Here is a 20,576-nt window from a genome sequence, read left to right as displayed (position 1 = left end):
GCGCATTGCGTCGATTCATGTTATCTGCGAACGTTTTTGGCGATGGGCAAGGACTCGACCATGACTGCGACGGGGCTTACCGGCCGCTCTGTATTCCTCGTCGAAGACGAGGTGATGATCAGGATGATGGTCGCGGACATGCTCGAAGAGCTTGGCTACAAGATCGCAGCCGAGGCTGGTGACATCACCGAAGCCATGCGGCTCGCCCAGGCAACCGAGTTCGACATCGCTATTCTCGACGTCAACGTCAACGGCAAGGTCATCTCGCCGGTCGCCGATGTCATCAAGGCGAAGGGCTGCCCGTTCATCTTCGCCACCGGATACGGTTCCTCCGGCCTGCCCGAGCAGTACCGCGATCGGCCGGCGCTTCAGAAGCCGTTTCAGCTCGATGCCCTCGGCAAGACTATCGAAGCCGCGCTTCGCGGCGGCTAGGCTACTTCACTTCAGCGTCGCACTCAGCGCGTCGGAAAACGCCTCATTGGTGCGGTCGAGCCTGAGCGGCGTGACGGAGACGTACCGTTCGCGGAGCGCCGCGAGATCGGTGCCTTCAGCGGGCGTATCCAACATCGCGGTGCGCTCGAAGCCGATCCAGAAATACGGATTGCCACGGCCGTCCCTGCGCTCGTCGATCTTGAGGAATCCGAGATTGCGCTTGCCCTGCCGGGTCACGCGGATGCCCAGCACATCCTCCGGCGCGCAGGCCGGGAAGTTGACGTTGATGACGGTGTCCTTTGGGATCCCGGCGGCGATCACCTTGCGCAGGATGCCGGGCCCGAATTTACGCGCGGTGTCCCACAGCGGCCGGTCGCGGGTCTCGACGCTGAATTCCTGCGACAGCGCGAACGACGGCAGCCCCAGGATGGTGCCTTCCAGCGCGCCGGCGATGGTGCCGGAATAGACCACGTCCTCGGCGACGTTGCGGCCCTTGTTGACGCCGGACAGCACGACATCGGGCAGCTTGGCGCCGAGGATGTGGCGCGCGCCCATGATGACGCAGTCGGTCGGCGTGCCGCGCACCGCGAAGTGCCGCGGACCGACCTCGCGCAGACGCAGCGGATCGTTCAGCGACAGCGAATGCGACACGCCGGACTGGTCGAGCTCAGGCGCGACCACCCAGACGTCACCGGACAATGCGCGCGCGATCTCCTCCAGGACCTTGAGGCCGGGGGCGTGGATGCCGTCGTCATTGGTGCAGAGAATGCGCATGGGAAAGGTCGATTCCTGAAGCGGGTCTCAGCCGTCTTATCCGGCCGGGGCCGATCAGGCAAACCGGCCGACCGGGACCGGACCCCCGTTGCCGGCTTGGCCGACTATCGGCGGACGCGCCATTGCGGCAGAAAGCGCGCCAGCCGGCCCTCCGCGTGCAATTTCATCGCCGGCACGACAGGGCTCACGATCGGTGCCTCGATGACGCCGAGCGCCTCCAGCTGTGCGACGAACGGGTCCGCCACCGGCGCCTGCGGAAAGCGCTCGCGTGCCAGCGTCAGTGCCTGGTCGAAATCCACGGCATTCACACCGGGCTTGGCCCGCCGGCTCTGGATCAGATCGTTGTCCCAGAGCCGCGTGATCTCGATGTCGAGCACGCCACGCAGCCGCTGATCGACGGCCTGGATGCCGGCACCCGTCACCGCCCATTGTCTGCCGACCCAGAAGATGTCGCGGTGCAAGGCCATGAACGATGGGTTCGCGTTGTCGGGTGGCCGGCAGGATAACCGGCCGCCCGATCTTCGCACAAACGTTTCTCCATTTCAGATGGGCAACGCGCCTAGTCGCGTGCGACCACCTTCAGCCCGCCCATATAGGGCTGGAGCACGCTGGGGACCGCAATCGAGCCGTCCTCCTGCTGATAGGTCTCCATCACGGCGATCAGCGCGCGGCCGAGCGCGGTGCCGGAGCCGTTGAGCGTGTGCACGAACCGCGGCTTGCCATCGGGGCCGCGCGAGCGCGCGTCCATCCGGCGGGCCTGGAAATCGCCACACACGGAGCAGCTCGAGATCTCGCGGAATGCCCCGCCGTCGCCCTGGCCCGGCATCCAGACCTCGATGTCATAGGTTTTTTGCGACGAAAAACCCATATCCCCGGTGCACAGCGTCATCACGCGGTAATGCAGGTCGAGCCGCCGCAGCACTTCCTCGGCACAGGCGAGCATGCGCTCGTGCTCGTCCTTGCTCGTCTCCGGCGTCGTGATCGAGACCAGTTCGACCTTGGTGAACTGGTGCTGCCGGATCATGCCTCGGGTGTCGCGCCCAGCGGCGCCCGCCTCCGCGCGAAAACATGGCGTCAGCGCGGTCAGCCGCATCGGCAGCTGCTTTTCGTCGAGGATGGATTCGCGGACGAGATTGGTGAGCGCCACCTCCGCGGTCGGAATGATCCCGAGACGCTCGGTCCGGAGCCGCTCATGGTCGGGCGCGGCTAGCAATTCGCCCTTGATCGCCCAGAACTGGTCGTCCTCGAACTTCGGCAATTGTCCGGTGCCAAACATGATCTCGTTGCGCACGAGCAGCGGCGGATTGATCTCGGTATAGCCGTGCTCGTCGACGTGTAGATTCAGCATGAACTGACCGAGAGCGCGTTCGAGCCGCGCCAGCCCCTTCTTCAGCACGACGAAGCGCGCACCGGAGAGCTTTGCCGCCGTCTCGAAGTCCATGTCACCGAGCGCGGCGCCCAGATCGTCATGGGGTTTTGGCGCGAACGCGTACTCGCGCTTCTTGCCAAAGACATGGCGCTGCACATTGCCGTGCTCGTCCACACCATCGGGCACCTCGGCGAGCGGCAGATTGGGGATCGCCGCCAGCTCCTTGGCTAGCTCGTCGTCGGCAGCCTTCGCGGTTGCCTCGAGCTCCGGCATCGTCGTCTTGAGCTCGGCGACCTCCGCCATCAGCTTTGCCGCGCGCGCCTCGTCCTTGGCCTTCTTGGCATCGCCGATTTCCTTGGAGGCCGCATTGCGCCGCGCCTGCGCCTGCTCGGACGCCAGGATCGCCGCCCGCCGCGTCTCGTCGATCGCAAGCAGCGATGCCGACAACGGCTTCAGGCCGCGTCGGGCGAGGCCGGCGTCGAAGGCTTGCGGGTTGTCGCGGATCGATTTGATGTCGTGCATGGCCGTGGTCCTGGGGCTTGTTGCAACCCTGCAAATCCGGGATTTGCATTCATGCAAATGGCTGCTTCCCCTAGCACGGCTGTCATCGCCCGCGAAAGCGGGCGATCCAGTATTCCAGAGACATCACTGATTCCCCGATAGGCCGCGGCGTACTGGATTCCCCGCTCCAGTGCGCAATTGCGAAGGCGGGGAATGACAGCGAGGGGTGTGCCCCTACTCCGCCGGATTAGCCGGCGTCGATACGTCGGTGCCGCTAGAGGCTTGCGAAGCTGCCGCCTTCTTCTCCACGATCCCCACCGCGATGATCGAGCCCTCGTAGAGCAAGAGCAAGGGGATCGCGAGCGAGCACTGGCTGAGAACGTCGGGCGGGGTCAGAACGGCCGCGATGACGAAGGCGATGACGATGAAATAGCGGCGCTTCTCGCGCAGCATTTTTGACGTGACGATGCCGATACGGCCGAGCAGCGTCAGGATCACCGGAAGCTGGAAGGCGATGCCGAAGGCGAAGATCAGCGACATCATCAGCGACAGATATTCGCCGACCTTGGGCAGCAGCTGAATCTGCGCGGTCTCGTCACTGCCGGCCTGCTGCATGCCGAGCGAGAAGCGGACCAGCATCGGCAGCACGACGAAATAGACCAGTGCTGCGCCCAGCACGAAGAAGAACGGGGTCGCGACCAGATACGGCAGGAAGGCCTGCTTTTCGTGCTTGTAGAGGCCCGGAGCGACGAACTTGTAGATCTGCGTCGCGACGATCGGGAACGAGATGAAGCCGGCGCCGAACAGCGCGAGCTTGAGCTGAGTGATGAAATATTCCAGCAGCGCCGTGTAGATGAATTTCGAATTCTCGGGACCAGCGACCCACACGAACGGCCAGACCAGCACGTTGTAGATCTGCTTGGCGAAGAAGAAGCAGAAGATGAACGCAATGCCGAAGCCCAGCAGCGCTTTGATCAGCCGCGAACGCAGCTCGATCAAATGGTCCATCAGGGGAGCTTTGCTGGCCTCGATATCGGCGGCGCTCATGACGCTTTGGCGTCCTTGATGGCGTCGGCCGGCGCAGTATCCTGGGTGACCGAACCTTGCGCGACCGAACCCTGAGTGATCTGCGCCTGCTCGACCTCACGGGTGATGGCGAGCGGCTCGTTCACGGCCGCATGTGCCTCGGCTTCCACGAAGGTCTCGGGCGTCGGCGCTTCCGGTGTGGTGGGCGTCGCCGGCAAGTCGCTTGAAGTCGCCGACGGTTCGATATCGGTGGTGCTCGAGGTCTCGGCCGGCTTGTCCAGCGCATCGACGCGGAGCGCGTCGCTGACGTCCTTCTGGAGCGAGGTCATCAGATTGTTGCCGGCAAAGCCGGAAGCCGCTTCCTTGACCTCGTCGAAGCTCTTCTTGAGGTCGGCCATCTCGGCTTCGCGCATCGCTTCCTGGAACTGGCCCTGGAATTCGGCGGCCATCTTGCGCGCCTTGCCCATCCACTGCCCGACCATGCGCAGCACGCCCGGCAGCTCTTTCGGGCCGATGGCGATCAGGGCCACGACCCCGATCAGGACCAGTTCACTCCACCCGATGTCGAACATGAGGTCTTCCGTTCACGCCAGCCGCAGCCGGCCCAATCCCTCGCGCGCAGGATCGGGTCCGCTACCCGCGTCTCGCGTGCTCTCTGGCTCAGACGGCCTTGCTGCCGACGTCGGACCGTGCCGCGGTTGGCGCGGCATTGTTGTGCTCGATGGACTTGGCCGGCTCGGGCTTGTCGGCGACCTTGTCGTCGTCCTGCATGCCCTTCTTGAACGCCTTGATGCCCTGCGCCACGTCGCCCATCAGATCCGAAATCTTGCCGCGACCGAACAGCAGCAGGACCACTGCGATCACCAGGACCCAGTGCCAAATGCTGAGTGAACCCATCCTGCAACCCTCCAAACGCGCATGGCCGGGGACCGGCCGATCTTCACCGAAACCTAGGCTTGGCAGGTGTCAAAAACAAGGACCAAGGCAGCGCCAATTCGCTGTTGGCGCTACGTAATTTTGCTAGTGTTAACTGGTCGTAGGGGGCCCGTAAAAGGCCGGGACGTCAGTCTTCGCTGCCGCCCTCGCCGCCCTCATTGCCGCCTTCCGGCGGCGTCTCGGGCTCGACAGCAGGCGCCAACGCGAGATCAAGGTCCTCGCCCGGTTCCAACGGATCCTCGTCCTCACGCAAAGTCGGGTCATCCGACGGCGTCGGCACGCTGAATCCGGTCGGCAGGCGCGAATCCAGGAGGCCCGTGCCCTTCAGCTCCTCCAGACCCGGCAGATCGCCGAGCTGTTCCAGAGTGAACTGTGACAGGAAGTCCTCGGTGGTTCCGAAGGTCAAGGGACGGCCCGGCGTCTTGCGACGGCCGCGCGGCTTGATCCAACCGGTTTCCAGCAGCACGTCCAGCGTGCCCTTCGAGGTGATGACGCCGCGGATCTCCTCGATCTCGGCGCGCGTCACCGGCTGGTGATAGGCGATGATCGCCAGCACCTCGATCGCGGCGCGCGACAGGCGGCGGGTCTCGGTGCTCTCGCGGGTCATCAGCCAGGCGAGATCGCCCGCGGTGCGGAAGGTCCATTTGTTGGCGACCCGCACGAGATTCACGCCGCGCAGGGAGTAGTCGGCCTGCAACTGCTCGAGCGCGGCCTTCACGTCCACGCCCTCGGGCATGCGCTTGGCCAGCGTCGCGGTATCCAGCGGTTCATTCGAAGCGAACAGCAGCGCTTCCAGCAGCCGCAATTCTTCGGGACGTGCCTGGGACTCGTTCTCCATCGGCTCGGCCTCTTCTACCCGCACTTCAGCCAGGCTTGCCATGGCAGATTCTCCTTGTTGCACTTAAGCGACCGGCGCATCGGGCGCAGGAGCTGCGTCCATGACCGGCTTGGGGCGCCCCTTCCGGAAATAGATGGGCGCAAACGCCTCTTTCTGATTCAGCTCGAGCTGACCTTCGCGCACCAGCTCGAGCGCAGCCGCGAAACTCGAGGCGAGCACCGTCGCGCGCTGCGTCGGATCGGCGACATGCTGAAGCAGAAAATCGTCGAGAACGCCCCAATCGTCTTGCTCGCTGATGCTGCCGACCAGCCGCTCCAGCGTGGCGCGCGCCTCGGCGAGCGACCACACCGTGCGCTTGGCCAGATGCACGCTCGCCAGCACGCGCGACTGGCGCTGCGCGGCATAGGCGGTGAGCAGGTCATAGAGCGTTGCGGTGTATTTCGGATGCTTGATCTCGGCGATCTGCTCGGGCTCGCCGCGCGGAAAGATGTCGCGCAGCAATTGCTGCCGATTCATCAGCCGGTTGGCGGCTTCACGAATGGCCTCCAGCCGGCGCAGGCGGTTGGCGAGCGCCGTCGCCATCTGCTCGGCGCTGGGGCCTTCCGCACTCGGCGGCTCCGGCAGCAGCAGGCGCGATTTCAGGAAGGCGAGCCAGGCCGCCATCACGAGATAGTCGGCGGCAAGCTCCAGGCGGATCTTTCGCGCGGCTTCAATGAAGTGGAGATACTGGTCGGCGAGCGCCAGGATCGAGATCTTGGCGAGATCGACCTTCTGCTGCCGCGCCAGCGCGAGCAGCAGGTCGAGCGGACCTTCATAGCCCTCGACGTCCACCACCAAAGCCGGCTCACCCTCGGCGAGCTCTGCGGGCCGCCCGGTTTCAAACGATAGGATTTCTGCGGTCATGCCGATGCCGTGTTTGCCCGTGCGATCAATGCGTCCAGTTCGGCGCGTGCGGCCGCGCGATCGAAGGGCTGCGGTCCCTTGCGCGCCGCGAGCGCGGCCTTCGCCCGCTCCAGCGCCCTGCCCGCCAGTTCGGGTGTCTGGCCGGCGACCTCACGCATCTCTTCGATCTTGCCGTTGCAATGCAGGGCCATGTCGCAACCGGCCGCGAAGATGGCGCGGGTCCGCTCGGCGATATTGCCCGACAGCGCGTTCATCGACACGTCATCACTCATTAACAAACCCTGGAACCCGATTGTGCCGCGAATCACCTCAGCGATCATTGTCGCAGATGTCGTCGCCGGATGGGCGGGGTCGACCGCGCTAAACACAACATGTGCAGTCATGGCCATCGGCAAATCCGCCAACGGTTTGAATGCCGCGAAGTCGGTGCGATCCAGCTCATCTCGCGACGCGTCGACCGTCGGCAGCTTGAAATGGGTATCGGCCGTAGCTCGGCCATGGCCGGGGATGTGCTTGAGGACCGGCAGCACGCCACCCTCTTCCAGGCCTTCGGTGACCGCGCGAGCGATCGCGGCGACCTTTCCCGGTTCGGTGCCGTAAGCCCTGTTCCCGATGACGGCGTCGGCGCCAGCCACCGGCACGTCGGCCAGCGGCAAGCAATCCACGGTAATGCCGAGATCTGCGAGATCGGCCGCGATCAGCCGCGCGCTGAGGCGCGCTGTGGTCAGTCCGAGCGCCGAATCAATATCGTAGAGGCCTGCGAAAATTGCGCCCGGCGGATAGGCCGGCCAATGTGGCGGCCCGAGGCGCTGCACCCGTCCGCCTTCCTGGTCGATCAGGACAGGGGCATCAGGAGAGCCCGCAACCGCCCGCAATTCCGCAACGAGTGCAGCAACTTGAGCCGGGGTCTCGACGTTGCGCTTGAAGAGAATGAAGCCCCATGGGCGTTCGCTGCGGATAAACTCCCGCTCGGCGGCGGTTAGTTCCGTTCCGGAAACGCCGGTAATGAAGGCCCGCGTGCTCATACGGCCGATTAACCCTGACCCGCGAGAGGGTCAAGGAAACGGCCGTTAATTCCTCTGGACGAAGCAGGCAGACAGGCCAGCAGATTTCAAACTGTTGCAGGCCTGGTTCGCCTCTTCGACCGAGCCGTAGGGCCCAGCGAAGGCGCGGTAGACGATTCCCTTGCCCTTGTCGGTCAGGTCGACCCGCTTGACCACCGGTGCGCGGGAGCCAAGCACGCTGCCGTACTTGCTCTGAAGCACCCGGTAGGAGGCGTGGGCGCTATCCTCGGTCTGCTGCGAGGAAACCTGCACGACGTAGCCGCCGCCACCGCTGCTCGGGGGCGCAATTTGCGTCGGATTGGTCGCAGCCATCCGCTGCGGCGGCTCCGCAGCCGGCGCCGATTGCGGCGACAGCGAGAGCGGCTGATTGGCGCTGGCATTGGCCGAGGTCGGCGGCGTGCGCGGTGCAGCCGGTGCCGCAACGGGCTTCGGGAGAGCTGCCGGCTTCGCGGCCGTGGCGGCTTGCGACGCCGTGGCATCGGTCTGATCGCCCTTCACGGCCACAGTCCTGATCGCGCGTGGCGAATTGTTCGGCAGCGTGCCGTTGCTCGGGATCGGCCCCGCACTCGACGCCGGGATGCTGGACGGCGACACGCTCGCGACCGGCGGCGGGTTCGCGTTCTGGTTCAGCGGAGGGAATACCACGCGGGGACCTCCCGCCTTGGCATTGACGTCGACAGGCGCCTCCTCGCGCGGCACGATCTTCTCGGTGCCATCACCGGTGACCATGCGGTCCGGCACCTTGGTCGAGGAGTCCGACGGCGCCGGCACGATTTTGGTCGGCGTGTTGTCGGCCTTGATGATCGGCGGCTCGCCGCTGCGGGGCGAGCCCACATAGGTCTTGTAGGCGAACGCAGCGCCGGTCCCGACCACGGCAAGCGCCAGGATCGCCGCGACTGTCATCATGCCGCCGCGCTGCTTCTTCGGCTCGTCGAGGTCGGCCTCGGGGTAGTCGCTCTGGAATGCGTAAGGATCGTCGGGATAGGCGGGATCGCGCTGATAGTCCTGCTCGCCCGCCTCCAGCCGTCCGTAGAGCGCATCGTCATAGCGCGCCCGATCGGGCTGCTGATAGGCCTGCTCCTGGTAAGCCTGGTCGTGCTGCTGGTAGGCCTGATCCTGATAGGCAGGAGCTTGATAGACAGGAGCTTGATAGGCCTGATCCGGATAGGCCTGCGGCTGACGAAAATCAGGTTCGGGCTCGGGCGCAGTCGGCTGGGCTGAATAACGATGCAGTGGATGAACCGGGTTTACGGAAGCGGGATAGGCAGGCTCAGCTGGCGCCGTCTGCGGCTGCACATTGGCGCGCCGCATCCATGAGGGCGGTCCGGGCGGCGGCGCCTGCTCGGCATAATCCTGCTGGCCATCGTCCTGGCGGTAGTCGTCGTCCTGATAGCTCTGGGCGGGCGCAGGCGGTGCAGGCGGCTGCGCACCCGGCCGCCCTTGCGCTGCGAACGGATCGGTCTGCCCGATCAGGCGGGCAAGTTCGGCCAAGGGATCGCCGCCCCCATGCTGATCGCCACCGCGACCATAGTCATCGGAAGGAAACGGTCTGTCCTGATATCGTTCGGCCATCGTGATGATGCGTCCCTTCGGGAAAGCCGCGCGCCCCTCGACCAAGGCACGGCCTTCGACCCACAAGGCTTTCAACCAAGTCTAAGCGATCCGGCTTCTGCCGGTTACCCCCGAAATCCCTTAAGTAGTTCGCCCCAAACTACCGCATCTCGTCCGGAGCATGGACGCCGAGGATGGCGAGGCCCGATGCCAGGACAGAGACGACGCCCTGGACCATGGCCAGCCGCGCCTTCGTTAGATCTGCATCATTATTGATAATGAAGCGTAAATAGGGCAAATCGCGCCCCTTCGTCCAAAGTGCGTGAAATTCGCTCGCTAAGTCATAGAGATAGAAAGCAATTCGGTGCGGCTCGTGGGCGCTTGCCGCCGCTTCCAGCATGCGCGGAAAAATTGCGAGACGCTTAAAAAGGTCGAGTTCAGCCGGGTCCGACAGCCGTTCCACGGCCGACTCACCGAGCCAGGCAATGCGCTTTTCGGTTTCCTCCGGGAGTTCCGGGAACACCTCGGCCCGGGCGTTGCGAAAGATCGAATGGCCGCGGGCGTGGCCGTACTGGACATAGAACACGGGGTTGTCGCGCGACTGTTCCATGACCTTGGCAAGGTCGAAGTCGAGCACCGCGTCGTTCTTGCGGTAGAGCATCATGAAGCGGACGGCGTCCTGGCCGACTTCATCCACCACCTCACGCAAAGTGACGAAGTCCCCGCTCCGCTTGGACATTTTCACCGGCTCGCCGTTGCGCAGCAATTTCACGAGCTGAACGATTTTGACGTCGAGCGCCCCCTTGCCGGAGGTCGTCGCCTTCACCGCCGCCTGCATGCGCTTGATGTAGCCGCCATGGTCGGCGCCCCAGACGTCGATCATCTCCGCGAAACCACGGTCGAACTTGTTCTTGTGGTAGGCGATGTCGGCGGCGAAGTAGGTGTAGGAATTATCCGACTTGATCAGCGGGCGATCGACGTCGTCGCCATAGGCGGTCGCCTTGAACAGCAACTGCTCGCGATCTTCCCAATCCTCGGCCGGGGCGCCCTTTGGCGGCGGCAGACGGCCCTGGTAGATGTCGCCCTTGGCGCGCAGGAAATCGATGGTCTCGGCGACCTTGTTGTTGCCGGCGTCCTGCAGCGAGCGTTCGGAGAAGAACACATCGTGACGGATGTTGAGCGCGGCGAGATCGTCCTTGATCTCGTCCATCATCATCGCGATGGCCTTGGCTCGCACCGTCGGCAGCCACGCGCCCTCGCTCATTGCGAGGAGCTTGCCGCCGTGCTCCTGCGCCAGCGCTTGCCCGACCGGCTTCAGATAGTCGCCGGGATAGAGGCCTTCCGGGATCGCGCCGATGTCCTCGCCGAGCGCCTCGCGATATCTGAGGAACGCGGAGCGGGCGAGCACGTCTACCTGCGCGCCGGCGTCGTTGATGTAATATTCGCGCGTGACGTCACGGCCCGCGAACTCGAGCAGGCTCGCCAGCGCGTCGCCGAACACGGCGCCGCGGCAATGGCCGACATGCATCGGTCCGGTCGGGTTGGCGGAGACATATTCGACGTTGATCTTGGAGCCGCCGCGGACGCGGCCGTAATCGGCGCCCTCGCGCAGCACGGTCCGTAGCGCCTCGGCCCATGCGGCCGGCTTCAGCGTCAGGTTGATGAAGCCGGGACCGGCGACGTCGACCTTGGCGATCAGGGCATCCGCGCGCAGCCGTTCGGCGATCTGCTCGGCGAGATCGCGCGGCTTTGCCTTTGCCTCTTTCGCAAGCACCATGGCCGCGTTGGTCGCCATGTCGCCGTGGGAGGCATCGCGCGGCGGCTCGACCACCACGCGCGAGAAATCGATGCCCTCGGGCCAGCTGGCTTCCGCCGCGAGCGCGCGGCAGACCGCGTGCACGCGTGCGAGCACGTCGGCGAACAGGTGCAGTGCTGAGGATGTGTCGGGCATGGGCGCCGCCTAACGCAAATCCGGGGTCGAGTCAAAGAGCCGCTGGTGCTCGGTCAGGGCGAAACGGTCGGTCATTCCAGCAATGAAATTCCCGATCCGGCGGGCCCGGTCGCCCTCATTGTCCGCCTCCGCCCCGACCAGCCATTCCGGCGGCAGCTCGCCGGGCGATTTGAGGTATTTCGCGAACAGGTCGAACAGGATCTGTTCGGCCTCGCCCATCACCCGCATGACCCGCTTGTGGCGGTACATGTGCTGATAGAGAAAGCGCTTGATGGCGGCTTCCTCCTCGGCGACCGCGGCGGGGAACGCGATCAATGCCCGGCTCTGCTGGCGGACGTCCTGGGCGGATTGCGGTTTCACGGCGGCAAGGTTTGTCTGCGCCTCGGCGAACACGGCACCGATCAGGTGCGAGATCAGCTCGCGCACCAGCTCGGCGCCGCGCCTGACGTCTTCCAGATCAGGGTAATGCGCCGAAGTCTCGGCGATGATCTCCGCGGTCAGCGGCATCACCTTGAGGTCGTCGAGGTGAAACAGGCCGGCGCGCAGGCCGTCGTCGATGTCATGGGCATCATAGGCGATGTCGTCGGCGATCGCGGCGACCTGTGCCTCCAGCGAGGCGAAACTCCACAGTTGGAGATCGTACGTCTTGATGTAGTCGGCGATGCCGACGGGAATGCCGTGCTCGCGATAACGCCCGACCGGCGCACCGCTGCGATCGGTCAGCGGACCGTTGTGCTTGACGATGCCCTCCAGCGACTCCCAGGTCAGGTTGAGTCCGTCGAATTCGGGATAGCGGTGTTCCAGCGCCGCAACGACGCGGAGCGTCTGGGCGTTGTGGTCGAAGCCGCCAAAATCCTTCAGGCAGGCGTCCAGCGCCCGCTCGCCGGCGTGCCCGAACGGGGGATGACCGAGGTCGTGGGCGAGCGCGAGGGTTTCCGTGAGGTCCTCGTCCAGCCCGAGTTGCCGCGCCAGCGCCCGGGCGATCTGCGCCACCTCCAGCGAATGGGTCAGCCGGGTGCGGTAGTGGTCGCCTTCGTGGAACACGAACACCTGGGTCTTGTACTTCAGCCGGCGGAACGCGGTGGAATGGATCACCCGGTCGCAATCCCGCCGGAACGGGCTGCGGGTCCGGCTCGGCGGTTCCGCGACCAGCCGGCCGCGACTGCGCTCGGGATCACAGGCATAGGGCGCGTGGGGGGCAGCCATTCCGACGGACACGGCGAATTTAGTCCCTATCCATTTGATTCTGCGTATGGTGGCACTTAACTATGCCGGACGCGGGATACCAACTGAATTGGGCAAGCGACCTTCAGGTGCCCTTGGTGTGACTGCGGGGCTATCGGAGACGAACGATGACGACTGACGTGACCATCAGTGACAAGGCCGCTCGCCGGATTGGGGAGATCCTCAAGGGCGAAGGGTCTGGCGCGATGCTGCGGATCTCGGTCGAGGGCGGCGGCTGCTCCGGCTTCCAGTACAAGTTCGACATTGACCGTGCCCGCACCGACGACGATCTCGTGATCGAGCAGGACAATGCGGTGGTGCTGGTCGATTCCGCCTCGCAGCCGTTCCTGGCGGGGTCGCAGGTCGATTTCGTCGACGATCTGATCGGCGCCTCGTTCCGCGTCAACAATCCCAATGCCACGGCGTCCTGCGGCTGCGGGACCAGCTTCTCGATCTGACGTTGCCGGCTAAGCGCCGGTGACCTGCCTTTCCTCGTCCGTCCAGTCCGCCTCGACCGGCATCTGCTCCGGCTGAAGCGGTGCGTCCTCCGACACCCATTGGCCGTCCAGCGCACGCAGCAGCGCCGTCACTAGCGCGGGCTTGCGCAGCGGTTTGGCCAGGAAGTCGGACATCCCCGCCTCGCGACAGATCTTGACGTCCTCGGGGAAGGCATTGGCGGTCAGCGCAATGATCGGCAAGGCCGCGAAGCGTCCGCCCTCGGCGCGGATCGCGCGGGTCGCGGCAAGGCCGTCCATCTCGGGCATGCGGACGTCCATCAGCACGATATCATAATCGCCCTCGGACACGGCCGCGACGGCCTCGACACCGTCGGTCACGACGCGCAACTCGACATCGAAGGCACCGAGCATCTTGCTCACGACCATGCGGTTGACGGCGTCGTCCTCGGCAACCAGCACCTTCAGCGGTCGATCGAGGCCCGCGATACGCGCCTTGAGATCGTCGGCTTCCTCGCGGCCTGCGTCGTGATCGGACGTTTGCACCTGGCTCCACGGCAGCACCAGCGTGAAGCGGAAGGTCGAGCCTTCGCCCGGCGTCGAGGTGACGCCGATGGTGCCGCCCATCTGCTCGATGATGCGCCGGGAGATCGCAAGCCCAAGCCCGGTGCCGCCGAAGCGGCGGCTGATCGAGGCGTCGGCCTGGGCGAAGTCGGAGAAGAGCTGGCCAAGCTTCTCGGGAGCGATACCGATGCCGCTGTCGGTCACGCTCCATTCGACGGTGGCGAGCAGATCGCGGCGGGCCTGACAGACGGCCGCGATCGTGACTTCGCCTTCGTCGGTGAACTTCACCGCGTTGGCGGCGAGATTGAGCAGGACCTGGCGGATACGCGCGACATCGCCGCGCAGCGTCGGCGGCAGGTTGGGATCGAGCTCGACCTTGACCGCGAGCCCCTTGCTCTTGGCGCTCGCGCGCACGACGGTCGCCACCGCTTCGACAAGCGCCTGCGGCGCGAAGTCGATCACCTCGAACGCGAAGCGTCCGGCCTCGAGCTTGGAGAGGTCCAGGATGTCGTTGAGGATGCGCTGGAGATTGTCGCCGGACTCGCGGATCGTGGTGACGGCCTCGTGCTGCTCCGGATCGAGTTTTGTCTCCAGCAGCATGCTGGCAAGGCCGAGCACGCCGTTCATCGGCGTGCGGATCTCGTGGCTCATCACCGCCAGGAAATCCGATTTGGCACGGCTCTCGGCCTCGGCCTTTTCCGCGCGCCAGCGCTCGGTCACGTCGCGGCCAAAGCCGCGATAGCCGAGGAACTGACCGTCGCGGTCGTAGGCCGGCTTCGCAGTGAGCGACCACAGCCGCGCCTCCCCGCCGGCGACCACCTTGAGGTTCATCTCATGCAGCGGTTCGGCGTGCTCCATCAGGCCGACGACGTTGTAGGCCGCGCTCTTGTCTTCGGGGCACAGCATGTCGAGCACGTCGGCGAAATGCGCGCCTTTCAGCAGCGGCAGTGGGAGCTGTGCTACGGCGGCGAAGCGCTCGGGCACGTCGACCAGATGCCCTTCGGCGTCGGTCTGCCACAGCCAGTCGCTGGCGTTCTCCTGAAAATCCTTCAGCAACAGCGAAATGATCTCGGTCTGGCGCTCGAGCTCGAGCTGGGCCTTCAGATTGCCGAGGAACAGATTGCCTTGCGAGACGATGTTGCGCGCCATGAAGAACGCGAACAGCAGCAGGAACACCGCGGTCACGAGGTAAGGCCCGGTGCCGCACAACAGCAACGCCCCGGCGCAGGCGATCGTCGTCGTCGCGAGATAGACGAGGCCCGCGCGCGGGAAGGTCGAGAGCGTGAAGGCGCCGCCGGACATCATGCCGACCATCAGGCAGGCCAGAATGAGCTGGCTGGTCGGCTCGATGCGGCTGAACAGCGCGACTGGCAGCGTGCCCCAGATCGCGGCCAGGAAAAACGCCTGCCGCAACATTTGCCGCGCCGCGCGAGGCGAGGCTTCCTGTGGCGGGCTCTGGTGGGAGCGCCGCCACGCGCGCACCGCGAGCGAGGCGGCGGTGGCGAGGGTCATGCCCCAGATCGCGAGAAAGTCGTTCCAGCCCCTGCCCCAGAACAGTATCAGCACAACGGCGACGTTGAGCATGGTGACAGCCATGGTCACGGGGATCAGCTGTATCACCGCGTCGATCTGCTTGGCGCGGATGCGGCTCAGCTCTCGCTCGCTGAGACCGGCGGTCAGACCGTCCTCGATCTCGTAGCCGCCGAGCCAGTACAGGAACGCGCCGATCAACCCGTGGCGGGGCTCGGTTCGCTTCATGGATTTGTCCGGCCGTCCCATTCGAAAAACCTTTTCACGATCAATGGCCCAGCCCCGACTTAAGCCGGGTTAATTTTGTGGGAGATTTCGCAGCGTCCTTGACGGGCGTGTTTGCATTTTGTTCTAACCATGGCCCCTGCCCGGAGCCGCCAAGATGCCCATCAGAATAGCCACCTGGAACGTGAACTCGGTCCGGCAGCGGATCGACCTGTTGCTGACCTGGCTGAAGGAGTGCCAGCCGGACATCGTCTGCCTCCAGGAGATCAAATGTGTCGACGAGGCCTTCCCGCGGCTGGAGATCGAGGCGCTCGGCTACAACGTGGTCACCCATGGGCAGAAGACGTTCAACGGTGTCGCCCTGCTCTCGAAGCTTCGGTTCGACGAGACCAAGTCGGGGCTGGCCGGCGACGACGAGGATGCGCATGCCCGCTTCCTCGAAGGCGTGGTGACGCTCAAGCGCGGAGTGCTGCGTATCGCCTGCCTCTATCTGCCCAACGGCAATCCGGTCGGGACCGAGAAATATCCCTACAAGCTCAAATGGATGTCGCGGCTTCTTGAGTATTCGAAGGAGCGCCTCAAGACCGAGGAGCCGCTGATCCTCGCAGGCGACTTCAACGTCATCCCGCATGCCCGGGACGTCCATAATCCCGCCGCCTGGACCGAGGACGCCCTGTTCAAGCCCGAGACGCGGGAGAGTTTTCAGTCCCTGCTCGGCCTCGGCCTGACCGATGCGCTTCGGGCCGTCACCGACGAGCCCGGGCTCTATACCTTCTGGGACTACCAGGCCGGCGCCTGGCAGAAGAACCACGGCCTGCGGATCGACCATCTGCTCCTGTCGCCACAGGCCAGCGACCGGCTCGCCAATGTCGGCATCGACAGCTATGTGCGCAGCTGGGAGAAGCCGTCGGACCACGTGCCGGTGTGGGCGGATCTCGATCTCGAGGCGGCGTGAGGCCGCCTCGACCCATCACTCCCGGCGGCCTTGCACCCACTGCTCCAGCATTTGCAGGCACATGGCGCGATCGTCGTCGGAGGCCTTTGCGAAGGCGCGGTTGTAGTTTTCCTTGATCCAGGTCTCGTCGCTGCCTGCGCTGTCCCGCGCCAGCGTCAGCCACATCAGGCCGCGCGCGGCCTGCCGCGGCAGGCGGTCGCCGTTGAACAGCATCTGGCCGAGCAACGCCTGGGCCTCGTGCTGGCCCTTCTGCGCGGCGAGCCCAAGCCAGCGCGCGCCGTAGCGGAAATCCTCGCGCGAAGCGTCCGGCGTCTTGAGGTACAGGCGGGCGAGATCGTATTGCGCATCCGCATTGCCGAAATAGGACGCGGCATAGGAGAACATTTCCCGCGCCCGCTCGTGGTCCGGCTTGACCTTCGAATTCGGGATGCCGCTGAGATAATAGCGGCCGAGCGCCACAAAGGCGTTGGCGACGATCTGCGCCTGCGGCGCGGACGGGCTGTCCTCGGCATGCGCGTTGGCGATGCGGGTGAAATACTCGAACGCGCGCACATCGTCCTGGGCGACGCCGTCGCCATTGGCGTACATGCGGCCGAGCTTCCACTGCGCGATGGGGTGGCCCCCCTCCGCGGCATATTGCAGGGCGCTGAGCGAGGTTTCCTGGCGCACGACTGGCGGTACATTGCGCACCTTGCCTGCTGCGCCCGGCAGAGTCGTGACCACCGGGATGGTCGCATCCTTCTGGCTGACGGGTGCGCCGTCAAAGGCGAGCGCCGGCGCGGCCAGCGCGGTGGCCCCTAACACAAACGCAACGATTGTACGCCTAGATGTCCGCATAGCACTGTTTCTCGTGCGCGCCGCCCGGATGGGTCACTGCCCCACCGACCGCTGGTCCAACCTGCTGAGCATATTTCCAGAGCGCGCCCGTCGTGTGGTTAGTCGCGCGAGCGGTCCATTTGGTCTTGCGCTGGGCAAGCTCCTGGTCGCTCAATTTTACGTTAAGGGTACCGGCGACCGCGTCGATCTCGATGATATCGCCGTCCTCGAGCAGCCCGATCGGGCCGCCGATGGCGGCTTCCGGCCCGACATGGCCGATGCAGAAGCCGCGGGTGGCGCCGGAGAAGCGGCCGTCGGTGATGAGCGCGATCTTGCCGCCCATGCCCTGGCCGGTCAGCGCCGCGGTGGTCTGGAGCATTTCCCGCATGCCGGGACCGCCCTTCGGCCCCTCGTAGCGGATCACGATGACTTCGCCTTCGCGGTAGGTGCGCTTCTGGACGGCCTCGAAAGCATCCTCCTCACGGTCGAAGCACCTGGCCGGACCGGTGAACCTGAGGTTGGACATTCCCGCGACTTTCACGATCGCACCTTCTGGCGCCAAATTGCCCTTCAGACCAACCACACCGCCGGTGACGGTGATGGGCTTGTCTGCCGGGTGCACCACGTCCTGGTGCGGATTCCACTTCACGCTTTTGAGGTTTTCGGCGATCGTTCGACCGGTGACGGTCATGCAGTCACCGTGGAGAAATCCGTTGTCGAGCAGCGTCTTCATCAGAAGCGGTATGCCACCTACTTCAAACATGTCTTTGGCGACATAACGGCCGCCCGGCTTCAAATCCGCGACGTACGGTGTCTTTTTGAAGATTTCGGCGACGTCGAACAGGTCGAACTTGATGCCGCACTCGTGCGCGATCGCCGGCAGGTGCAGTGCAGCATTAGTCGAGCCACCGGACGCGGCGACCACGGCGGCGGCATTCTCCAACGCCTTGAGGGTGACGATGTCGCGTGGCCGGATGTTTTGGGCGATCAGCTCCATGACCTGCTCGCCCGCGGTCATGCAGAAGGCGTCACGAATTTCATAGGGGGCCGGAGCTCCAGCCGAGTACGGCAGCGCCAGCCCGATCGCCTCGGAGACGGTCGCCATCGTGTTGGCGGTGAACTGCGCGCCGCAGGCACCCGCCGAGGGGCACGCCACGCGCTCGATCTCGTCGAGGTCCTCGTCGGACATCGCGCCGACGGAGTGCTTGCCGACGGCTTCGAACATGTCTTGCACGGTGACCTGCTGGCCCCGGAAATTGCCGGGCAGGATCGAGCCGCCATAGATGAAGATCGAGGGCACGTTGAGGCGGACCATCGCCATCATCATCCCCGGCAGCGACTTGTCGCAGCCGGCGAGGCCAACGAGGGCGTCATAGGCGTGACCGCGGATCGTCAATTCGACGGAATCGGCAATGCATTCGCGTGACGGCAGCGAGGAGCGCATGCCGTCATGGCCCATGGCGATGCCGTCGGTCACGGTGATGGTGCAGAATTCCCGCGGCGTGCCGCCGGCGGCTGCCACGCCCTTCTTCACGGCCTGCGCCTGGCGCATCAGGGAGATGTTGCAGGGCGCGGCCTCGTTCCAGCACGAGGCGACGCCGACGAAGGGCTGGTGGATCTGCTCGGTGGTCAGACCCATGGCGTAGAGGTAGGAGCGATGGGGCGCGCGCGCAGGGCCTTCCGTCACGTGACGGCTCGGCAGCCTCTTCTTGATGTCGGTCTTCGCGTCCATCGCAAACCAGTTTCCCCGGCCAACCCTTTCAGACCCGAAAAATCAGAGCCAAGATTTGAATCGACCTTTTGGATCGACCTTGGGGATTTCCGTCGCCTTCGAGGACCACCGACTGCCGCTAAAACATTAGAGTGATTTTATTCATGTTCGGGTGTGGCCAAAAAGCGGCGTTGATGCGAATGGACAGAGATGATGGTTAAATCCGTGGCGAGTGTTGCGCGGACGGCACAATCGTGGCCTGGAGGACACGGGCGAGCTTACTAAGATACCCCTGCTAGGAGGACGATCCACAACTTAAGGTTTTCAGCACGCGTGCGACGCCTCATTTCGGCGCGCTAAGAGGCCCGCCAGGTGAGTCGGCGCCTTCAGCATCGCCCACCGCGTCTCCCACACGCGCTAAGGGCGCTTGACGTTTGCTGCGCGCGTCGGGGGCACCAGAGCGAGTGTGGCGCACACTCTCTCCACATCGTCGCAGCGAAGCAATCCAGAATCCCTCCGCGGCGGCAGACTGGATTGCTTCGCTGCGCTCGCAATGACGGAGTATGAGGCGGCAGTGCCGCTCTTCCAGTTCGCATTTTGATTTGCAGACACGGCTTCGCAGCCTCGCGGCGCGTTTCGCCCGAGCTTTGCTTCGTCGCTCCACCCTCTTATCCAAGAGGGCGCAGGGAAGGCCGGGTGCCGGCTGGCACCCGCGGTCCGCTGCGCGAAAGCACACGCAGGAAAACCGCACAGCGGCATACAGGTGTAGCCAATCACTCGGCCTTCCCTGCGCGATGGTTGGACGGCTTATGCCGTGCTCTCCCGGGAGCCGAGTTCCTGCTGGCCTCCCTCGCCCTCGCGAAAGTCGCCGACACCGCGCCGGTTGACGCGCATGCCGCATCCGCAAGAGCTTGACCGTAGCAACGACGGCCAGGACCAAACGGTTTTGCCGTACGCACGGCTCGCCATTTCGCCACCGGTTTCGACGACGTTGTGCACGTTGCCGCCGACCTGATGACGAGACGAAGCCTAGCAGCGCCGCTCGTCGGAACGAAGCCTTGGGCTCACGGAGAGCAATCCGCCCTGCCCACGCCTCTCGCACCCGAACGCTGCCGCGTCCACCGCAAGCCCGGCTCGCGAACGTGACGACCACAAGATCGCCCCTCAAGGATGAGCCGGGATAGGCGACACATACGCCATTTCCGAATTTCGGTAAAGTGGAATATTTTTGCAGATGCGCATTGACACTGACGTGTCGAGGATTGGTCAGATGTTTTGCCCGACGGTCAACCGTGACAGCTTCATGGCGCCTGGCCGTTTGGGTTCGTCGGAAACGGTCTGGACGGCAGTCGCGTTGCGGCGCTGGGTTCCATCATCGCCTTGACTCGACCTCAGCGCCTCACCCTCTTGTCCTTGAACGGGCGGGCTACGCTCGCCCTCTTGCGCGCTGGGCCTGAGCCCAGGCCGTGGTGACGTCCCGCGGCGGGACGTCGACGCGCCGGATCGGCGTCAGCTCGCCGGAGGCGGAGATGATCGCGGTCTCCTCGCGGCGGCAGCGCGGGCACACGAAGCGGACCTCGTTTGGCGAAGCCGACCAGCTCGAACGTTTCACATTGGCCGCCATCGGCCAGGCCGCGCAATGCGAGCATGACACCAGGAACCGACCGGGATCGAGCATACCCATTCCAAAGGACTCCGCGTCCTGCCATCCCTTCAATGATTAATCCATGTGAATCGTTCCGGTGCCAAAA

The 20,576-nt window shown here is 64.9% G+C and carries 19 protein-coding genes; 3 read left to right on the top strand and 16 right to left on the bottom strand.

All coding sequences use genetic code 11. The features are described from left to right. Positions 1 to 60: 60 nt before the first annotated feature. Positions 61 to 432 (top strand): response regulator, encoded by a 372-nt coding sequence (locus ABIC03_RS16535; protein ID WP_007590670.1) that lies wholly within the window; start codon positions 61 to 63, stop codon positions 430 to 432. A gap of 6 nt (positions 433 to 438) precedes the next feature. Here ABIC03_RS16535 and surE read toward each other — a convergent pair whose 3' ends face one another. The 12 genes from surE to ABIC03_RS16475 all read right to left on the bottom strand — a co-directional run bounded on the left by surE (position 439) and on the right by ABIC03_RS16475 (position 12,563). After that, positions 439 to 1,206 carry a 5'/3'-nucleotidase SurE gene (surE, locus tag ABIC03_RS16530; RefSeq protein ID WP_354059187.1) on the bottom strand — a complete coding sequence of 256 codons (768 nt, stop codon included), beginning with the start codon at positions 1,204 to 1,206 and terminating at the stop codon, positions 439 to 441. 104 nt (positions 1,207 to 1,310) lie between these two features. Further along, positions 1,311 to 1,673: a hypothetical protein gene (locus ABIC03_RS16525; RefSeq protein WP_354059185.1), complete on the bottom strand. Its 363-nt coding sequence runs from the start codon at positions 1,671 to 1,673 to the stop codon at positions 1,311 to 1,313. Positions 1,674 to 1,765: 92 nt separating this feature from the next. Then, positions 1,766 to 3,097, bottom strand: coding sequence for a serine--tRNA ligase (serS, locus tag ABIC03_RS16520; RefSeq protein WP_354059183.1), 1,332 nt, complete (start codon positions 3,095 to 3,097; stop codon positions 1,766 to 1,768). A 213-nt stretch (positions 3,098 to 3,310) separates the two neighbouring features. Beyond that, complete coding sequence (tatC, locus tag ABIC03_RS16515; protein WP_354059181.1) at positions 3,311 to 4,123, bottom strand: twin-arginine translocase subunit TatC; 813 nt, start codon at positions 4,121 to 4,123, stop codon at positions 3,311 to 3,313. Further along, positions 4,120 to 4,674: a Sec-independent protein translocase protein TatB gene (gene tatB / locus ABIC03_RS16510; protein ID WP_354059179.1), complete on the bottom strand. Its 555-nt coding sequence runs from the start codon at positions 4,672 to 4,674 to the stop codon at positions 4,120 to 4,122. The genes tatC and tatB overlap by 4 nt, the downstream gene beginning before the upstream one ends. An 88-nt stretch (positions 4,675 to 4,762) precedes the next feature. Further along, entirely contained in the window at positions 4,763 to 4,999 is a 237-nt protein-coding gene (locus ABIC03_RS16505; protein WP_007610722.1) for a twin-arginine translocase TatA/TatE family subunit, read from the bottom strand. 166 nt (positions 5,000 to 5,165) lie between these two features. After that, positions 5,166 to 5,918 carry an SMC-Scp complex subunit ScpB gene (scpB, locus tag ABIC03_RS16500; RefSeq protein WP_275171206.1) on the bottom strand — a complete coding sequence of 251 codons (753 nt, stop codon included), beginning with the start codon at positions 5,916 to 5,918 and terminating at the stop codon, positions 5,166 to 5,168. A 21-nt stretch (positions 5,919 to 5,939) separates the two neighbouring features. Beyond that, entirely contained in the window at positions 5,940 to 6,779 is an 840-nt protein-coding gene (locus tag ABIC03_RS16495) for a segregation and condensation protein A (RefSeq protein ID WP_007590654.1), read from the bottom strand. Beyond that, entirely contained in the window at positions 6,776 to 7,804 is a 1,029-nt protein-coding gene (nagZ, locus tag ABIC03_RS16490) for a beta-N-acetylhexosaminidase (RefSeq protein ID WP_354059176.1), read from the bottom strand. Before nagZ ends, ABIC03_RS16495 begins: the two co-directional genes overlap by 4 nt. Positions 7,805 to 7,849: 45 nt before the next feature. Next, entirely contained in the window at positions 7,850 to 9,415 is a 1,566-nt protein-coding gene (locus tag ABIC03_RS16485; RefSeq protein WP_354059174.1) for an SPOR domain-containing protein, read from the bottom strand. Between the two features lie 139 nt (positions 9,416 to 9,554). Then, a complete protein-coding gene (gene argS, locus ABIC03_RS16480) occupies positions 9,555 to 11,345 on the bottom strand; it encodes an arginine--tRNA ligase (protein WP_354059172.1) in 1,791 nt (596 codons plus the stop codon). Between the two features lie 9 nt (positions 11,346 to 11,354). Then, a complete protein-coding gene (locus tag ABIC03_RS16475) occupies positions 11,355 to 12,563 on the bottom strand; it encodes a deoxyguanosinetriphosphate triphosphohydrolase (protein WP_354059170.1) in 1,209 nt (402 codons plus the stop codon). Between the two features lie 134 nt (positions 12,564 to 12,697). Between ABIC03_RS16475 and erpA the strand changes: the two genes are divergently transcribed. Further along, on the top strand, positions 12,698 to 13,027 hold the full coding sequence (erpA, locus tag ABIC03_RS16470) for an iron-sulfur cluster insertion protein ErpA (RefSeq protein ID WP_007610737.1): 330 nt from the start codon (positions 12,698 to 12,700) through the stop codon (positions 13,025 to 13,027). A gap of 9 nt (positions 13,028 to 13,036) precedes the next feature. On the opposite strand, the gene ABIC03_RS16465 is transcribed toward erpA, so the two are convergent. Continuing rightward, positions 13,037 to 15,367 (bottom strand): hybrid sensor histidine kinase/response regulator, encoded by a 2,331-nt coding sequence (locus ABIC03_RS16465; RefSeq protein ID WP_275171211.1) that lies wholly within the window; start codon positions 15,365 to 15,367, stop codon positions 13,037 to 13,039. Between the two features lie 133 nt (positions 15,368 to 15,500). Between ABIC03_RS16465 and xth the strand changes: the two genes are divergently transcribed. Then, a complete protein-coding gene (xth, locus tag ABIC03_RS16460; RefSeq protein ID WP_247462342.1) occupies positions 15,501 to 16,298 on the top strand; it encodes an exodeoxyribonuclease III in 798 nt (265 codons plus the stop codon). A gap of 15 nt (positions 16,299 to 16,313) precedes the next feature. Here xth and ABIC03_RS16455 read toward each other — a convergent pair whose 3' ends face one another. The 3 genes from ABIC03_RS16455 to ABIC03_RS16445 form a co-directional block, all read right to left on the bottom strand. Further along, positions 16,314 to 17,135 (bottom strand): tetratricopeptide repeat protein, encoded by an 822-nt coding sequence (locus ABIC03_RS16455; protein WP_354059167.1) that lies wholly within the window; start codon positions 17,133 to 17,135, stop codon positions 16,314 to 16,316. Next, positions 17,122 to 18,846 (bottom strand): dihydroxy-acid dehydratase, encoded by a 1,725-nt coding sequence (ilvD, locus tag ABIC03_RS16450; RefSeq protein ID WP_275171213.1) that lies wholly within the window; start codon positions 18,844 to 18,846, stop codon positions 17,122 to 17,124. Before ilvD ends, ABIC03_RS16455 begins: the two co-directional genes overlap by 14 nt. A 1,405-nt stretch (positions 18,847 to 20,251) precedes the next feature. Further along, the gene (locus ABIC03_RS16445) at positions 20,252 to 20,509 is read right to left on the bottom strand and encodes a hypothetical protein (protein ID WP_275171214.1); all 258 of its coding nucleotides are present in this window, start codon (positions 20,507 to 20,509) and stop codon (positions 20,252 to 20,254) included. Positions 20,510 to 20,576: the final 67 nt, after the last annotated feature.

It is taken from the genome of Bradyrhizobium sp. RT6a (assembly GCF_040547675.1).
Lineage (GTDB): Bacteria > Pseudomonadota > Alphaproteobacteria > Rhizobiales > Xanthobacteraceae > Bradyrhizobium.
This window is presented reverse-complemented; position numbering and strand designations above follow the sequence as displayed.

What these genes read in the sequence shown, in the direction of transcription:
- serS (WP_354059183.1), bottom strand. Translation starts at nt 3,097, where the DNA reads ATGCACGACATCAAATCGATCCGCGACAACCCGCAAGCCTTCGACGCC.
- ABIC03_RS16505 (WP_007610722.1), bottom strand. Translation starts at nt 4,999, where the DNA reads ATGGGTTCACTCAGCATTTGGCACTGGGTCCTGGTGATCGCAGTGGTC.
- ABIC03_RS16465 (WP_275171211.1), bottom strand. Translation starts at nt 15,367, where the DNA reads ATGGGACGGCCGGACAAATCCATGAAGCGAACCGAGCCCCGCCACGGG.
- scpB (WP_275171206.1), bottom strand. Translation starts at nt 5,918, where the DNA reads ATGGCAAGCCTGGCTGAAGTGCGGGTAGAAGAGGCCGAGCCGATGGAG.
- ilvD (WP_275171213.1), bottom strand. Translation starts at nt 18,846, where the DNA reads ATGGACGCGAAGACCGACATCAAGAAGAGGCTGCCGAGCCGTCACGTG.
- ABIC03_RS16455 (WP_354059167.1), bottom strand. Translation starts at nt 17,135, where the DNA reads ATGCGGACATCTAGGCGTACAATCGTTGCGTTTGTGTTAGGGGCCACC.
- ABIC03_RS16495 (WP_007590654.1), bottom strand. Translation starts at nt 6,779, where the DNA reads ATGACCGCAGAAATCCTATCGTTTGAAACCGGGCGGCCCGCAGAGCTC.
- erpA (WP_007610737.1), top strand. Translation starts at nt 12,698, where the DNA reads ATGACGACTGACGTGACCATCAGTGACAAGGCCGCTCGCCGGATTGGG.
- argS (WP_354059172.1), bottom strand. Translation starts at nt 11,345, where the DNA reads ATGCCCGACACATCCTCAGCACTGCACCTGTTCGCCGACGTGCTCGCA.
- tatB (WP_354059179.1), bottom strand. Translation starts at nt 4,674, where the DNA reads ATGTTCGACATCGGGTGGAGTGAACTGGTCCTGATCGGGGTCGTGGCC.
- tatC (WP_354059181.1), bottom strand. Translation starts at nt 4,123, where the DNA reads ATGAGCGCCGCCGATATCGAGGCCAGCAAAGCTCCCCTGATGGACCAT.
- nagZ (WP_354059176.1), bottom strand. Translation starts at nt 7,804, where the DNA reads ATGAGCACGCGGGCCTTCATTACCGGCGTTTCCGGAACGGAACTAACC.
- ABIC03_RS16535 (WP_007590670.1), top strand. Translation starts at nt 61, where the DNA reads ATGACTGCGACGGGGCTTACCGGCCGCTCTGTATTCCTCGTCGAAGAC.
- ABIC03_RS16485 (WP_354059174.1), bottom strand. Translation starts at nt 9,415, where the DNA reads ATGGCCGAACGATATCAGGACAGACCGTTTCCTTCCGATGACTATGGT.
- xth (WP_247462342.1), top strand. Translation starts at nt 15,501, where the DNA reads ATGCCCATCAGAATAGCCACCTGGAACGTGAACTCGGTCCGGCAGCGG.
- ABIC03_RS16445 (WP_275171214.1), bottom strand. Translation starts at nt 20,509, where the DNA reads ATGGGTATGCTCGATCCCGGTCGGTTCCTGGTGTCATGCTCGCATTGC.
- surE (WP_354059187.1), bottom strand. Translation starts at nt 1,206, where the DNA reads ATGCGCATTCTCTGCACCAATGACGACGGCATCCACGCCCCCGGCCTC.
- ABIC03_RS16525 (WP_354059185.1), bottom strand. Translation starts at nt 1,673, where the DNA reads ATGGCCTTGCACCGCGACATCTTCTGGGTCGGCAGACAATGGGCGGTG.